The 15111-nt window shown below is 41.1% G+C and carries 14 protein-coding genes; 2 read left to right on the top strand and 12 right to left on the bottom strand.

Annotation, left to right across the window (positions count from 1 at the left end; translation table 11 throughout):
- Window positions 1-39: 39 nt before the first annotated feature.
- The 9 genes from aroC to BW976_RS01010 all read right to left on the bottom strand — a co-directional run bounded on the left by aroC (window position 40) and on the right by BW976_RS01010 (window position 8122).
- A complete protein-coding gene (aroC, locus tag BW976_RS01050; RefSeq protein WP_076369531.1) occupies window positions 40-1134 on the bottom strand; it encodes a chorismate synthase in 1095 nt (364 codons plus the stop codon).
- A 173-nt stretch (window positions 1135-1307) separates the two neighbouring features.
- On the bottom strand, window positions 1308-2600 hold the full coding sequence (gene aroA, locus BW976_RS01045) for a 3-phosphoshikimate 1-carboxyvinyltransferase (protein WP_394333009.1): 1293 nt from the start codon (window positions 2598-2600) through the stop codon (window positions 1308-1310).
- A gap of 9 nt (window positions 2601-2609) precedes the next feature.
- Window positions 2610-3737 carry a chorismate mutase gene (locus BW976_RS01040; RefSeq protein ID WP_076369526.1) on the bottom strand — a complete coding sequence of 376 codons (1128 nt, stop codon included), beginning with the start codon at window positions 3735-3737 and terminating at the stop codon, window positions 2610-2612.
- A gap of 86 nt (window positions 3738-3823) precedes the next feature.
- Window positions 3824-4726 (bottom strand): prephenate dehydratase, encoded by a 903-nt coding sequence (locus tag BW976_RS01035; protein WP_084192001.1) that lies wholly within the window; start codon window positions 4724-4726, stop codon window positions 3824-3826.
- A 262-nt stretch (window positions 4727-4988) separates the two neighbouring features.
- A complete protein-coding gene (locus BW976_RS01030; protein ID WP_076369524.1) occupies window positions 4989-5450 on the bottom strand; it encodes a PH domain-containing protein in 462 nt (153 codons plus the stop codon).
- A 72-nt stretch (window positions 5451-5522) separates the two neighbouring features.
- Window positions 5523-5858 carry a hypothetical protein gene (locus BW976_RS01025; protein ID WP_076369522.1) on the bottom strand — a complete coding sequence of 112 codons (336 nt, stop codon included), beginning with the start codon at window positions 5856-5858 and terminating at the stop codon, window positions 5523-5525.
- A 71-nt stretch (window positions 5859-5929) separates the two neighbouring features.
- Window positions 5930-6853, bottom strand: coding sequence for a sterol desaturase family protein (locus BW976_RS01020; protein WP_076369520.1), 924 nt, complete (start codon window positions 6851-6853; stop codon window positions 5930-5932).
- 1 nt (window position 6854) lies between these two features.
- Window positions 6855-7913, bottom strand: coding sequence for a 3-dehydroquinate synthase (gene aroB, locus BW976_RS01015; RefSeq protein WP_076369518.1), 1059 nt, complete (start codon window positions 7911-7913; stop codon window positions 6855-6857).
- 2 nt (window positions 7914-7915) lie between these two features.
- Window positions 7916-8122 carry an RNA-binding S4 domain-containing protein gene (locus BW976_RS01010; RefSeq protein ID WP_076369516.1) on the bottom strand — a complete coding sequence of 69 codons (207 nt, stop codon included), beginning with the start codon at window positions 8120-8122 and terminating at the stop codon, window positions 7916-7918.
- 58 nt (window positions 8123-8180) lie between these two features.
- Between BW976_RS01010 and BW976_RS01005 the strand changes: the two genes are divergently transcribed.
- Together BW976_RS01005 and BW976_RS01000 are read left to right on the top strand one after the other, a co-directional pair.
- Window positions 8181-9383, top strand: a complete 1203-nt coding sequence (locus BW976_RS01005) for a proline dehydrogenase family protein (RefSeq protein ID WP_076369514.1) — start codon at window positions 8181-8183, stop codon at window positions 9381-9383.
- Between the two features lie 389 nt (window positions 9384-9772).
- Window positions 9773-11158, top strand: coding sequence for a DNA/RNA non-specific endonuclease (locus tag BW976_RS01000; protein ID WP_076369512.1), 1386 nt, complete (start codon window positions 9773-9775; stop codon window positions 11156-11158).
- Window positions 11159-11371: 213 nt separating this feature from the next.
- Here the strand turns inward: BW976_RS01000 and BW976_RS00995 are convergent, their stop codons facing one another.
- From BW976_RS00995 to BW976_RS00985, 3 genes are read right to left on the bottom strand one after another with little or no spacing between them, the layout of a single operon-like run.
- Window positions 11372-12718, bottom strand: coding sequence for an alkaline phosphatase family protein (locus BW976_RS00995; RefSeq protein ID WP_076369510.1), 1347 nt, complete (start codon window positions 12716-12718; stop codon window positions 11372-11374).
- Window positions 12715-13926: a metabolite traffic protein EboE gene (eboE, locus tag BW976_RS00990; protein WP_076369508.1), complete on the bottom strand. Its 1212-nt coding sequence runs from the start codon at window positions 13924-13926 to the stop codon at window positions 12715-12717. Before eboE ends, BW976_RS00995 begins: the two co-directional genes overlap by 4 nt.
- Window positions 13923-15107, bottom strand: a complete 1185-nt coding sequence (locus tag BW976_RS00985) for a 3-dehydroquinate synthase (RefSeq protein WP_076369506.1) — start codon at window positions 15105-15107, stop codon at window positions 13923-13925. The genes eboE and BW976_RS00985 overlap by 4 nt, the downstream gene beginning before the upstream one ends.
- Window positions 15108-15111 lie beyond the last annotated feature (4 nt).

Genomic DNA, 15111 nt, shown 5'->3' with positions numbered 1-15111 from the left:
AAAACTATTAAATAGCTTAAGGCTTTGTGCCTTGCGCTTTCAACTTAAAATAGAGTTTCGGTTCCTGAGCCAATGATCGGCTAAGACCAGTGCGGCCATAGCTTCAACAATGGGTACGGCGCGAGGTACCACACAAGGGTCATGACGGCCTTTGCCCGATATTTCGGCGGCATTGCCTTCACTATCAATAGTGGCTTGGCTTTTCATAATGGTAGCCACCGGTTTAAAGGCTACTTTAAACTCAATAGGCATGCCGTTACTGATACCACCTTGTATACCGCCAGAGAAGTTAGTAATGGTACTTACATCGCCTAAATGCGATTTTACAAAGATGTCGTTATGTTCTGATCCGCGCATTTCGCTGCCGGCAAAACCTGATCCGAACTCAAAGCCGTGAACTGCGTTAATGCTCAGCATGGCCTTACCCAGATCGGCATGAAGCTTGTCAAATACGGGCTCACCGAGGCCTACAGGGCAATTTTTTATATGACAGCTGATTTTGCCGCCAACGGTATCGCCGTCTTTACGCACACTGTCGATAAAGGCGATCATTTCTTCGGCAGTGGCGGGATCAGCGCAGCGTACAATGTTTTTTTCGCGTTCGTCAATAAACTCCTGTACGCTATCAATGCTCACATTTGGGGCGTTGATAGTGCCCACGCTGCTTACATGGGCCGCAATCTCGATGCCCTGGCTTTTTAGTAAAAGCTTGGCTAAAGCCCCGGCTGCAACACGTGCAGCGGTTTCGCGGGCTGACGAACGGCCACCTCCGCGATGATCACGGATACCATATTTTGTTTGGTAAGTATAGTCGGCATGGGAGGGACGAAATACGTCCACATTATGACTATAGTCTTTGGAGCGCTGATCCTCATTAGGGATCAGCATAGCTATGGGTGTACCTGTAGTTTTACCTTCAAATACGCCTGAAAGTATTTTAACACTATCGCTTTCTTTACGCTGTGTAGTTATTTTTGACTGACCGGGTTTGCGTTTATCCAGTTCGCCCTGAATGTAATCCAGGTCAACTGGTAGTTGCGCGGGGCACCCATCAATAATTACCCCGATAGCCTCGCCGTGCGATTCGCCAAAGGTGGTTATCCTGAATATTTGCCCGAATGAGTTGCCTGCCATTGTATTAGATATGAGATGTTAGATATGAGATTTGAGATCTTTTTCCGCAAATCTATTTATTTAAACCGTCATTGCGAGGTACGAAGCAATCCCCAATTAGCAAAGCCGCTCTGTATGTAAGGGATTGCCACACTATCACTCGTAACGACGTGTTTGGTTATTTTACCATTACCTTATCCTTCCACTTCCTGAACCTCAAAGCCAAGTTTGGCCAGGTCGGTCCAGAATGCTGGGTATGATTTATCAACTACCGGCCCGTTCTCAAATTCCAATTGCGGAATAATCAAGGCAAGCGGTGCAAATGCCATAGCCATACGGTGATCATGATAGGTATTGATAAACATACGATCCGGAATAAATTTTCCGCTGCAATCTAATTGATATACTTCGTTGTTCTCAATTAGTTTTACACCCATTTTTGCCAACTCGGTCTGCAAAGCTAAAATACGGTCGGTTTCCTTTATTTTTAGCGTTTCCAGCCCAGTGAATGCAGCTTCGTGACCTAAGGCTGCGCATACCACAATAATGGTTTGTGCCAGGTCAGGACATTCCTTCAGGTCGAATATTTTGTGGCTGAAGGGTTTATTCTCCCTAATTAACTGAACACCGCCATCTTTGAATTGCGAAGTGATACCAAAATTGGCCATGATCTCGGTGATCACGCTATCGCCCTGTAAGCTATACGGGGTCAGTCCTGTCAAAAACAAATCCGCCTGATCGGCCAGTGCTGCTATAGCATACCAGTATGATGCCGCACTCCAGTCTGGTTCAACGTGTATGGATGTAGTAGTAAACTCCTGATTGGTTATGGAAATAACGTTATCTAGCCATTGGTGCTGTATACCAGCTGTTTCCAACATGGCAAGCGTCATTTCTACATAAGGGCGCGAGGTTAACTCACCTTCGATATGTAGCTCCAAACCAAAAGGCAGCCGTGCAGCGATGAGTAACAAAGCGGTAATATATTGACTGCTGATGTTACCTTTAATACTGATCTTACTAGTTTGCTGCCCGAAACTGCCTTTTAGCTTTATAGGGGGATATCTCTCTTTTTCTTCATAGTCAATATGGGCACCTAACTCTCTCAGCGCATCAACCAATATACCTATTGGTCTTTCTTTCATCCTTTGGCTGCCGGTTAATATGACTTCATTATCCTGTATGGCAAAATAAGCGGTTAAAAAGCGCATGGCGGTACCGGCAGGGCCGATGTCGACGGTTTGTGGTCCATGGTCTATGGTCGATGGTCCATGGACAGCAGCCAACTGGTCGCTGCCCACTGCCGACCGCAATATACCCGCCAGCAATACTGCGTCGGCGGCATCAGATACGTTCTCTACCTTAACCTTACCATTGCTTAAAGCCTCAATCACTAGCGCACGGTTACACTCACTTTTTGAGCCAGTGAGATTTACCGTGCCGCTTATTTGCTTATTACTTTTTTTCAGGATGACGTTTTGCATCAGTATTTGATATTATACGTGGGTAAGTTTTTCTGCTGCTTGTCCGGCCTCATTTATATTCATGATCTCGGTTTGTCTGCGGATCGACTCGCTATGTAAAAGCTCCAATAATTTCTCTGTAAATTCAGGACTTAACTTTAATGCTTTTGCGTAGTTGGTGCGTTTCTGAACGATCTCATCCCAACGACCTACCTGTAAAATGGTAATATTGTTGTCTTTTTTGTAGTTACCAATCTTCTCTGCAATTTGCATACGTTCAGCAATTTTCTGGATAACCAGGTCGTCAATTTTGTCAATCTGGGTACGTAGTTCGGCAAGCTTGTCGTTTAGTTCGGCATTACGGATCTCTGGTTTACGTAAAGCAAGGTGATCAATAATATCGGCTAAGGCAGCAGGGGTAACTTGTTGTTTAGCATCTGTCCAGGCTACGCTTGGATCGATATGAGACTCGATCATTAAGCCTTGCATGTCAAGGTCTAATGCTTTTTGCGATATGTAACCAATCAGATCACGGTTGCCTGAAATATGGCTCGGGTCGTTAATAATCGGCAGCTCAGGAGCCAGTGTTTTTAAGTTAATAGCGATATCCCACATTGGCTCATTACGGAAAGCTGATTTTTCGTAAGATGAGAATCCACGGTGTATAGCTGCCAGTTTAGTGATACCTGCATTGTTTATACGCTCTAAAGCACCAATCCATAAAGAAAGATCTGGATTTACCGGGTTTTTAACCATTACCGGAACATCAACACCACGTAAGGCATCAGCTATTTCCTGTACGGTAAAAGGGTTAACAGTTGAACGGGCACCTACCCATAAAATATCTACACCTGCTTTTAATGCTTCTTCTACGTGTTTAGCTGTCGCTACTTCAACAGCGGTAGGTAATCCGGTTTCTTCTTTTGCGCGTTTAAGCCATTCCAGACCGATGCTGCCAATACCTTCAAACTCACCCGGACGGGTACGTGGTTTCCAGATACCTGCACGCAATGCAGAGATGCGACCTGTTTGAGCTAATAAATGAGCCGTAGCCACTAATTGATCTTCAGTTTCGGCGCTGCATGGGCCTGCTATTACCAATGGTTCTTTTCCGGTTTTGATCCAGGTATGAAGCGGCTGTATGTTTAAATTCAGTTTCATCGTTTTTGTTATTTGTCCGGTATTTTAATTTTTTTACCGGTGTGTTTTTATATTTTGTTTAAATCTTTAGTTATTAATTAAGGGTCTTAAATATTTCTGCGGATATTGATATACTTTCTTATCCGGTCGTTTTTTTGAGGTTTAGGAGTTGCTAATTCATCGTCATGCCTTTCATATTCACCAAGTATGTTAAAGTTATGAGTGTATTTAAGTATTTGTCTTATGGATACATCGTATTGTTTTGGTTCGTCCCATTCAATATCTACGTAAAAATTATATTCATTGCGCTTACCTAAAATGGGCATGGATTGTATCTTGCTCATATTCACACCTTCTTCGGCAAAAATATTAAGCACTTTGGCCAATGCTCCCACTTTATTGCTAACCTGAAAACAGAGGGAAGCTTTATTGGAGCTCTTCTTTTCCACGTTATCATGGTGGGTAAGGATCAGGAAACGGGTAAAGTTCTTTTTATTGGATTCTATCCGACGCTCCAGCACATCCAGTCCGTAAAGTTTAGCAGCAAGTGCGTTGGCAATAGCAACAGTATCAGTTAATTGCTCCTCTCTGATACGTTTGGCACAAGCCGCGGTATCATTACTTTCCACTATTTTAAGATGAGGGTACTCATCAAAAAAATCAACACACTGGCGTAAAGCGATAGGATGGGAGGTCACATATTTAATATCCTCGAATTTCACACCGGGTAATGCCATTAAATGTAATTGGATAGGCAGATAAATTTCGCCAACTACCGGGAAGCCATAATCAAGCAGTAAGGTATAATTGGGCAATATACTTCCGGCAATGCTATTTTCAATAGCCATCACCACATAATCAGCCTCCCTGTTTTTTAGAGTCTCAAAAGTCTGCTTAAATGTGTTACATTCAATGGTTTGTGTATTTTCTCCAAAATAGCGTAAAGCCGCTTCTTCGTGAAAAGAAGCGCGTATTCCCTGGATTGCAACTCTTGGTCTTTCTATCTTCATAAACTTTATTAAAGCAAAAAGTCCCGGCATTTTGTGCCGGGACTTTTTAAGTTCTTTATGTGTGTGTTAAGTACATATTAGTCCCGGCTCATACTGTTAAAGTAAAAGTAGTAACCGAAGTAATATGCGCTTGTAAATTTCATTTGTTTTTTTATTACGTTGTAAATGTACGGTAAAAAATGTTTTTGTCAATAGAAAATTTTATTTTTTGTAAAATAGTTGGATTGAAACAAATTTTATTCTGTTTAAATTGATTTTACAGCTATTGGAATATATTTTGGGTTATAAAATTAACAGGTACAGTATAATTGTCTGTATGGTCTTTAAATTTTGCCAGGAGATCAACAACCGAAATGAGCAGATTGGGAATTTTAATATCACTGCCATCTTTAAAATATACTGTTACCTCACCAGTTAAATTACGGCTGCTGTTGCCTTTACCTGCATAATATAGGATCTGTTTGATATCACTTTTATTATACGTTACGATATGCTGTTCATCAAGGCCAAAAGAGAATTGGCCGTTGCCTTTGGATATTTGCAGGTATAGATGCCGGTTTTTAAAGTATACGAATAATGTATAAATCAGGAACGATCCGGATAAAAGTAGCATTAAGCCGGTTATGAATAAAGATCCATCATTAAACTTAGTGGTGAAAACGGATAATGAGATCAAAAACAGGTAGATAAAAAAGAGGGCCATCAGGATGACAAACTTCCACATGCTTAATGTATAAACAAAGCTTTGGGTGATAAAATGTGCCCGGTTACCAACATTAAAAAAATGTTTCTCAAACTACTTAAGATCTAAATTTGAGGCAAAGAAGTCTGCTATAAGCTTACTGACCGAATCTAAGTCGGGCACATGGTATTCGTACAGGTGATTGTCTTTATCCAGGTAATACACACAGAATTTGCCGCCAAAATATAAGCCCAGTTTTAAATAGTTCAGCTCATTATCCTGAATGGTAACAGATGGGCCTGTTAGTTGTATATCGGTTAGCGGGCGTTCAATATCCCATGGGAAGTTTTTTATCAGATCGATGGTTTCATCGAGATTTCTTGGTTGTTTGTCAGAAAATTCACCTTTTTCATAGGTGTTATGCTGTAGTTTTGATACAAATTGTGGCATAAGGTAAGCATACAGGCATTAGTTTGCCCGTATCCAAATATAGTATCCAAGCTAAATAGTTGGTATTTATATTAAGCAGAATGTTTCTGCTCTTCAGGCAGGCTGAGCTGCTGTATTTCGTATTCCCTTTGCAGCACACGGGCAGTTTGTGAACTGCCATCATGGCTCCAGCCAGGTGGGTTTAACAGATAGCCCAATTTGTTTTTGAAACCAGGTGCAAGTTTAACATCATGAATCAGCGCTTTCCACTCATGAAAGATAATATTAACGGGCCCCATATCTTCCGGCTGTTTGGTGAGGCCATACTTAACCGGTTCTGGCAGATTCTCATCTCTGAAAGTGCCAAATAGCCTGTCCCAGATAATAAGCATCATACCCATGTTTTTATCAAGGTAAGGAATATTCGAGGCGTGATGTACCCGGTGATGCGCCGGTGTTACAAATAACCACCCGTACCATTTAGGGAGTGCTACCTTATATTGCGTATGTACTATGTTTCCGTAAAGCTGGGTGATGAGGTATGCATATAAAATATCAATTGCATTAAAACCTATCAGCGCCAGAGGTAAATAAAAAAAAGTACGGTAAAATGGCTCAAAAACTGTTGACCGGAAACCCGTGGTTAAATTAAAATGCTCTGATGAGTGATGCGTCACATGCATGGCCCAAAAGAGCCTGCAATAATGGCCGGTGTAGTGTAACACCCAGTATAAAAAGTCCTGTACCACAACCAGCACAAACCAATACAGAAAGACATTGTGTATTTGAAAAAGCCTGAACTGATAGGCGAAACTCAGCATGAAAAAAGTACTGGTCTTAACAATAAGATTGGTAACTACCGCTATTGAGGTAAGGTAGATATTAACAAATGTATCGCGTTTTTCATAGTACTTGCGATTTTCCCAGTAGCTTAATCCCATTTCAACAAGGGTTAATACAACCAGCAAACCCATCAGTACCAGCGCGGCCTTATTTCGGGGATCTAACTCAGACATTTTACAAATTAATGTAATACATTAAACTTTCACGAAGTTCGGCTTCTGTACAGATATTATCAATATTACATTGCCCAATTTTGGTAAGCAGAGTGCAATTTATTTTATTATCCTGATTCTTTTTATCCTTTTGCATGATAGCAAACAAGTTATCAAAGCTCGATTCGGCTATAGTATATCTTGGATAAAGATCACTGAACACGTGAGTGATTTCGCTTAATTCCTCAGCACTTAATCCTGTTTTTTTATAGGCAAGGTATGATTCGCAGATCATGCCAATAGCTATAGCCTCGCCATGTGATAGTGGATCTTTATCGTTGATCAGGGAATTGGTTTCAACGGCATGACCAATGGTATGGCCAAAATTTAAAGCTTTTCGGATACCCTTCTCTTTAGGATCTTCAATAGTGATCACATTTTTTATCTCAACAGAGCGATAAACCAATTGAACGGTAGGTTTTTTCAGATCACTTGATTTCAATTCATTCCAATAAGCAGCATCGGCTATCAGACCATGTTTAAGCATCTCGGCCAGGCCCGAAAGTATTTGTCGTGGAGGAAGGGTTTTCAAAAAGTTGTATTCAATAAATACAGCTTTGGGTTGAGTAAAAGTGCCTATGATGTTTTTAATACTATCAATATCGATACCTGTTTTACCACCTACAGAGGCATCCACTTGTGAGAGCAGCGTAGTTGGTACATGCACAAAATCAATTCCTCTTTTGTATGTTGATGCCGCAAAGCCCCCCAAATCGGTCACAACGCCACCTCCAAGGTTTATCATTAAACTTTTACGATCGGCACCAAAATCTATCAGCATTTTCCATACGCCAATGCAAAAATCAATATCCTTGCTCTCCTCGCCGGCGTTTATCTCGATAAGGTCGTAGTCACCCAGCTCGTCTAATTTACTTTTTACAATTGGCAAACAATGAACGCCTGTATTTTCGTCGGTTAAAATAAAGAATTTAGAATAGGCTCCTTTTTTTACAAAGCTAACCAGTTCGTCAATGCTATTGTTAAAATATATAGGGTAGTTGTCGCTTTGAATGGTATCCATTATCATATTACCAAGATTTTATTTCCCCTAAATTCAACCGTATCGCCGCGCTTAACTTTAAGGCGTTTTCGATAATCAACCTCGCCGTTATATTTTACTTCTCCCTCACTTACAACTATTTGTGCCTCTCCGCCTGTTGATACCAGGTGGGCAGCTTTTAGCAGTTGTATCATCGGTATATGGTCGCCTATTAATTTAAATTCAGTCATGGAGCGGCAAAAATAAACTATTCATGGAATAATGAGATATCATTTTATAATTTTGCAAATGCTTTCTAACCAAACGAACAATAAAACTCAACAGGTTAAGCCCTCTTTTGAAAATACAGAAATCGCTTTCCGTCACTCCTCCAATGCTGACCTTAACCGGGCATACTGGTTATTCAGGATAATCAATATTAATTTTTTAGTAAAGATAGGACCTCCGGTAACCAACTTTGCTATTAAAATTGGGTTACCTATCAAAAGCCTGATCAAGGCCACCATATTTAAACACTTTTGTGGCGGCGAAACCATTAATGAGTGTAATAATACCATTAAGAATTTGAATAGCGGTGGAGTAGGCACCATATTAGATTATTCCATAGAAGGGGAGGATGACGAAGTTGTTTTTGACAGTACGCGCGATGAAATCATCCGTACTATAGAGCGTGCAACTTCAGACAAGGCTGTACCGCTTACTGTTTTTAAGGTAACCGGTGTCGGGCGATTTGCATTACTGGAAAAACTGGATGCTAAATTAGCGCTTAACGCAGAGGAAGAAAAGGAATGGCAGAGAGTACAAAATCGCGTTTTGGCTATATGCGATAAAGCTCATACCAATAACGTACCGGTGATGATTGATGCCGAAGAGAGTTGGATACAGGAAACTATTGATCTTTTGGCACTAACCATGATGAGCCGCTTTAACACTAAAACGGCGATAGTTTATAACACCTATCAAATGTACAGGCATGATAAATTGGCGTCTATACTAAACGACCATGAAATTGCCCTGAGTGAAGGATTTATTTTAGGGGCCAAAATTGTACGTGGCGCTTATATGGAAAAAGAACGCAGACGTGCAGAGGAAAAAGGTTATTCGTCGCCAATACAGCCGGATAAAAAAGCAACTGATCTGGATTACGATTCTGCTTTGGATTACTGTACCACACATATCGATAAAATTGCCTTTATTGCCGGTACCCATAATGAAGAAAGCTGCCGTTTACTGGCCGAGCTTTTAGATGCGAAAGGAATTGATCATAAACACCCTCACGTGTATTTTTCGCAACTGTTAGGAATGAGTGACAACCTGAGCTTTAACCTGGCCGACGCTCAATATAATGTAGCCAAATATGTACCATATGGCCCAATAAAGGCTGTATTGCCTTATTTATTCAGACGTGCGCAGGAAAACACGGCTATAGCCGGCCAAATGAGCCGCGAGCTTAGTTTGATTGTGAAAGAACGGAAAAGACGGAAACAATAACTATATTTTTATAATAATACCAAAAGCCATTTCTTTAAAAGGGGGTGGCTTTTTTATTGCCGCTAAAAATGCTGTCATCAGTATTCAATCGACAAAAAAGTGGGTTTACATGGTTTACACTTTTTAGGGTTGACATGTGATTAAATTATTGATAATTAATTATTTATGTTTTATTTCTTCAAAAAAGTGTAAACCATGTTTTTGTATAAATATTATTGGCTAAACATTAATTCATAAATGACATGACAATGGAAGCTGTTGTGGAATTCAATTGAAGGTAGTTTATTGGGATATTTCTCAATTTTCTTAATAATTAAAGAACAATCATTTAACAGGGGGCTAATATTACCTAACTTAAATTTATTGCATTATTGACTAAATAAAATATCATGCAATTAAAACGGACCTCATTTGTTCTCCTTATCTCCTCGTTATTATTGGTATCCTGCCAGAAATCATTAGTAACCCCAATTTCAACAGATCCTACAGCGATCGGTACCAAAGCAAAAACTCAGGCTGTGGTACAAGCTTTTGATGAAGATTTTGAGTCCGGATCAAAGACCGGATATGCAGCTGCCGATGTCGCATTGAATAGCGGTTCCTGGAATCTTAATGATGCTTTGATAGGAACCAGTGCGTCTGATCAAAAAAACGGTAGCCGCTCTGTTCGTATCCGTAATACGGGCACTTTAAGTATGAACTTTGATGTGAGTACTGGAGCATCAACCGTGACTATGAATTACGCGGTTTATGGTACTGATGGAGCTTCTGCGTTTCAGTTATGGGTTTCCTCAGACGGGGGAAGTAGTTATACACAAGTGGGGGGGATTGAAATAACCGTTTCCAGCACCACTTTAAATACGGCTACTTTTAACGTTAATCAATCTGGCTCATTGCGTTTTCAATTGAGAAAGACTTCTGGTGGCACTAACCGGATTAATATTGATGATTTTATCATCAATAGCTTTGACGGAGGTTCCGGAGGTGGAACTGGTGGGGGATCTGGAAGTTCAACCGCTGATAATACCAATCTCTTATTGGGAAATCCAACCGGTGCTACTAACAGTACTGCTAATGCGGATAATTACCTGATCGACCAGACTTATTATACCGAAAGCTACAATCGTGATAAAGGTGTACCTAATTGGGTAAGCTGGTACGTGGGGAGTACTTCCCTGGGTTCTGTCGATCGCTCCAATGATTTTCGTGCGGATACCAATTTACCCGCCGGTTGGTATGAAGTATCTAATACCAGTTATTCCGGTTCGGGCTTTGACCGGGGCCATAACTGCCCCAGCGCCGATCGAAGCTCTACCACAGCGGCTAATCAAGCTACTTTTTTAATGGATAATATGATTCCACAAGCCCCCAATAATAATGAGCACACTTGGGCCAATCTGGAAGCTTATGGCCGGTCACTGGTAACTGCAGGTAGTGAAATCTATGTTGTGATGGGTAGCTATGGTTCGGGTGGTACTGGTTCCAGTGGTTCTGCTACTACTGTTGATAATGGACATGTTGTTGTGCCTTCCAATATATGGAAAGTGATCGTGGTTATCCCCAATGGGAATAATGACCTGAGCCGTATTACCAGTGACACCCGGGTAATAGCCGTAAATACACCTAATATCAACTCTATTAGCTCGGACTGGACGCAGTATATAACCACCGTAAAAGATATTGAAAATGCTACTGGCTATACCTTATTCTCTAATTTACCGGCCAGTATACGTGCCGCACTGGAAACAAAGCGGGATGCAGGTACAGCTAACTAATCATCTAATTTAACGTGAGTTTGGTATAAGAACCCCCGTGTCATTTCGACAAACAGCGACGGACAAAGTGGTGGGGTGCGGAGAAATCTTTTACGCAATGCTGTTCAAATTAGCATATCGTAAAAGATTTCTCCTCGTACCTCGTTCGAAATGACATTTTTTATTGGTATTGAGCCCTCATTTCTTATATAGAACTCACGTTAAATATCCTGATTAATGCAGGTGCTGCCATATGATATCAAAAACATCAGTCGCATTGATGTTTTTGATATCATTATTATCAGTAACGATAACAGGTTTATAAGCTTCGGGGATACCAATTCGGCCATGTGATCCTTTTATTAAAGTAGCATCAAGCGGTATAACGTCCATCACATACCTTAAGCCTGCTTTTTTTCTTAAAAGTTTATAGCCCGCTCTTAATTTTGAGGTCATAAACATTTCTACCGGATCATAGCCCGGTTTTTTGTGAATGTCAACCACTCGTGCATAGTCAGGTGCTTTGGCATCATCAAGCCAGAAATAGTAGGTGAACCAACTTTTTTCAGCCGCCATGAGTACCAGATCGCCCGAGCGTTCATGTTGGATATGGTGTTTAACCTGTTCCGCTTTGTCAAGCACCAACTCTATTCCCGGTGTATTTTGCAATAAGGTTTTTACCCGTTCGGTTACCGTTTTATCATTAATATAAATATGAGCTATCTGGTGGTCGGCCACTGCAAATGCTTTGGATGCACCGGCATCCAATAGCTCCAATCCACGCTCTGTTCTGATTTGTAAAAGGCCATGTTCCCTTAATATACGATTAAGGTGGATGGGATTATCTACCGGGGCAATGCCATATTCAGAAAGCAGGATAATACGAGCACCTTTGTTCTGGTAAAAGGTGACCAGTTGTTCAACCACCGCGTCAATCTCCTGCAGTTCTTTACCAATTTTGGCCAGATCGGGCCCGAATTTCTGAAGGCAATAATCAAGATGGGGGAGATAGATCAATGTGAGTGTTGGGTTGTGCAACTCTTCGTTCATCATAGCCGCATCAGCAATCCATTGTGTTGACTTAATATTGGCACCGGGGCCCCAAAACTGGAATAAAGGAAATTGGCCCAATTTATTTTGTAGATGATCGCGTAATTCGGCCGGATGGGAGTAGCAGTCGGGGAGCTTACGTCCGTCTGCCAGGTAATTTGGTCGGGGGGTTACCGAATAGTCTGCCGATGAATACATATTGTACCACCAAAACATATTGGCGCAAGTAAAGGATGGGTCTTCTTTTTTGGCTTTATCCCATATCTTTTCGCCCTGAACAAGTTTGTTTGATTGTTTCCAGAATTTCACCTCACTGTCGGCATGATCATACCAGCCATTACCCACAATACCAGTATCTGAAGGAAATTTACCCGTTAAATAAGTTGATTGTACCGCGGTTGTAACTGCAGGCAATAATGGCTCAATGGTCCTTAGATTTTTTTTAGCGATATACTGCTGAAGAAAGGGTGTGTGCTGTCCTATTACTGAAGATGATAAGCCTACAATATCAATTACTACTGTTTTATTCATGATGACATTTTTGTATTAACCCAGGCTAATTCCCTGATAATGGATTCATTGAGAGGGATTTTCAATGAGGAGGGCAAAACACCCCAGGTATAGGTTTCCACTTCCAGGTGATTAGTGAAGGGATTGCTCTTTTGAAGCGAAAGTACTTCCGTAATATCTGTTTGGGTAGATTTAACCAAGCCTAAATCTTCCTCAAAAATTGGGACATGAAAATGTGCCCGCCATTCCGTAACATCCGGGTTATGGCTATCTGCTAATGCTTCTGAAAGATCAGGATAACGTATTAATGAGCTATCAGTACGTTTAGCAATAACCTGGTGAAGGTAGGTTGGTTCATCAAATTTTGAAAGTTCATCAGTTACTTTTAGCCTTTCAACCGGTGATGTCGGAAGCAGGGCCTTTAATGCCGCGCTGATTTGAATTTTACCAATTTTAATACCTTTCGCCCTGAGCTGTTCAATGATGGCCGTATGCGGCTCATAGCCAATAGCAAAGTGACAGACATCATAACATAAACAAACATGTCTTTTCAGTATTTTCTCTGCTTCATCCTCAGTTATGTGTAATTTCTCTGAACAATAGGATTTTCCTTTCGCAAGCAGATCGTTTTCAAACCAGTTGATAAATTCCGGTCCTGATTCCAGAAAACCGTCTGGTTCAGGTTCAATATCGAGGTGTAATAAAGTGCCGGTAGATTCATGTATATGATGAAGCGCTTCAACCACGGACAGGATATTTTTTGTAGCGATGTTTTTAGCATCCTCACTTTCTTCCGCTGTTGTAAACCAGGGCTTATAACTTAAAGGAGAGGTTGAAATTCCACCATCCATACCCTCAGGTAATAATTGGGCCAGGATATTAAATAACCGGGTGGTATAGCCTACCCGTTCATCAGTAGTCCAATCGGGTGCATGTACCTGATCTTTTACCCGGGTATGATGAAAGCCGCCATAAGGAAAGCCATTCATGGTAAAAACATATCCACCAACCGCTTGCAGCCATTGTTTAAATTCAAGGAGATGATCATCCTCTAATATTTCTATACTGGCCTGGTTAGAAAGACGTAGCCCTATCCCCATAGACTCATGAGGCGAAAGGTCCTTCTTAATTAGAGGAAAGCTTTCTTTTAAAACGGCAAAATGGGTATCCCAGCTTTCGCCTACATAAATATTTGTACAGAAAGTTAAGTGACCATAGTCTATTCTCATAAGATGGAAGATGAAAAATTGTGCGCTGTTTGTTGGTTGAGCTCCTGCAAAATTTCACTTGCTTTTTTAACGAGCGCGGGGTCAATTTCATGGGCTTCTTCGCCTTTACCTATAGCTGTCAGCAGTGTGATAGTTAATTGTCCGCCCAAATGTTCTCGAAATTCTTGTAAGCCTAATAATATAGGGCTGTTATCCTGCTGAACTTGAAGCAAAGGATGTGTAAGCTCAAATCCTAGTTTTTGGATCAGGTTTAATACTCTGTTTGATTCCTCGGTTGATAAACGGCCCGATAAATTGGAGTATACCGTGTCTAAAGCGATCCCCATAGCAACGGCCTCACCATGCCTGATCTCAAAATTGGTGAGATACTCTAATTTGTGCGCACTCCAATGTCCAAAATCAAGCGGACGGGAAGAGCCGCTTTCAAAAGGATCGGCACCGCGGATATGTTCCAGGTGTAATTTGGCGCATTGCCATATCTGGTAGTTCATCGCAGCTCTGTTGCGTTGTGCCAGTAAGTCGGCATTTTCTTCCAGCCAGATAAAAAACTTTTGGTCTTTGATCAGGGCAACTTTGATGGCTTCTGCTATGCCCGACCGCCAGTCGCGGTCTGATAGTGTGCTCAAAAATAACTCATCATTAAAAACCGCGACAGGAGGGGAGAATGTGCCCAGAAAGTTTTTTTTATTAAAATAATTGATCCCGTTTTTAACCCCTATGCCGGAGTCATTTTGTGATAGAACAGTAGTGGGTATCCTGATCTGTTTAACGCCTCGGTGACTAATAGTAGCAGCGTAGCCAACCATGTCAAGGACAGCGCCTCCACCTATGGCCGCTACAAAGGAATGCCGGTCTATCCCGTGATTGTTAACGGCTTCCAGAACCTGGTCGAGATACCGGGTATCATTTTTTACTGGTTCACCACCTGGAATAATCAATATATCCTGTACTAGCTGTGTTTGATTATGTTGAATAAAATAATCTTTTATCTGGCTGACCAAAGCAGGGTGGGTATTGGTTACACCCTCGTCAATTACAAAAAGAATCTTTTTTATAGAAGTGGAGAGGTTGCTACCAGTTAAAAAATCATTGATGAGTTTATTATTAGGGTCAAAAAGAGCTGATGTAAAAAAAACATCATAACTGAATTTTACAGTAAAGGATTGGTGAAGCGTATCCATATCA

The organism is Mucilaginibacter lappiensis, assembly GCF_900155965.1.
GTDB classification, from domain to species: domain Bacteria; phylum Bacteroidota; class Bacteroidia; order Sphingobacteriales; family Sphingobacteriaceae; genus Mucilaginibacter; species Mucilaginibacter lappiensis.
This window is presented reverse-complemented; position numbering and strand designations above follow the sequence as displayed.

Excerpts from the sequence above, each read along its gene's own strand:
- aroC (WP_076369531.1), bottom strand. The coding sequence starts at position 1,134 with ATGGCAGGCAACTCATTCGGGCAAATATTCAGGATAACCACCTTTGGC.
- BW976_RS01010 (WP_076369516.1), bottom strand. The coding sequence starts at position 8,122 with ATGACTGAATTTAAATTAATAGGCGACCATATACCGATGATACAACTG.
- BW976_RS00995 (WP_076369510.1), bottom strand. The coding sequence starts at position 12,718 with ATGAATAAAACAGTAGTAATTGATATTGTAGGCTTATCATCTTCAGTA.
- eboE (WP_076369508.1), bottom strand. The coding sequence starts at position 13,926 with ATGAGAATAGACTATGGTCACTTAACTTTCTGTACAAATATTTATGTA.
- BW976_RS01030 (WP_076369524.1), bottom strand. The coding sequence starts at position 5,450 with ATGTGGAAGTTTGTCATCCTGATGGCCCTCTTTTTTATCTACCTGTTT.
- BW976_RS01025 (WP_076369522.1), bottom strand. The coding sequence starts at position 5,858 with ATGCCACAATTTGTATCAAAACTACAGCATAACACCTATGAAAAAGGT.
- BW976_RS01035 (WP_084192001.1), bottom strand. The coding sequence starts at position 4,726 with ATGAAGATAGAAAGACCAAGAGTTGCAATCCAGGGAATACGCGCTTCT.
- BW976_RS01020 (WP_076369520.1), bottom strand. The coding sequence starts at position 6,853 with ATGTCTGAGTTAGATCCCCGAAATAAGGCCGCGCTGGTACTGATGGGT.
- BW976_RS00985 (WP_076369506.1), bottom strand. The coding sequence starts at position 15,107 with ATGGATACGCTTCACCAATCCTTTACTGTAAAATTCAGTTATGATGTT.
- BW976_RS01040 (WP_076369526.1), bottom strand. The coding sequence starts at position 3,737 with ATGAAACTGAATTTAAACATACAGCCGCTTCATACCTGGATCAAAACC.
- BW976_RS01000 (WP_076369512.1), top strand. The coding sequence starts at position 9,773 with ATGCAATTAAAACGGACCTCATTTGTTCTCCTTATCTCCTCGTTATTA.
- BW976_RS01005 (WP_076369514.1), top strand. The coding sequence starts at position 8,181 with ATGCTTTCTAACCAAACGAACAATAAAACTCAACAGGTTAAGCCCTCT.
- aroB (WP_076369518.1), bottom strand. The coding sequence starts at position 7,913 with ATGGATACCATTCAAAGCGACAACTACCCTATATATTTTAACAATAGC.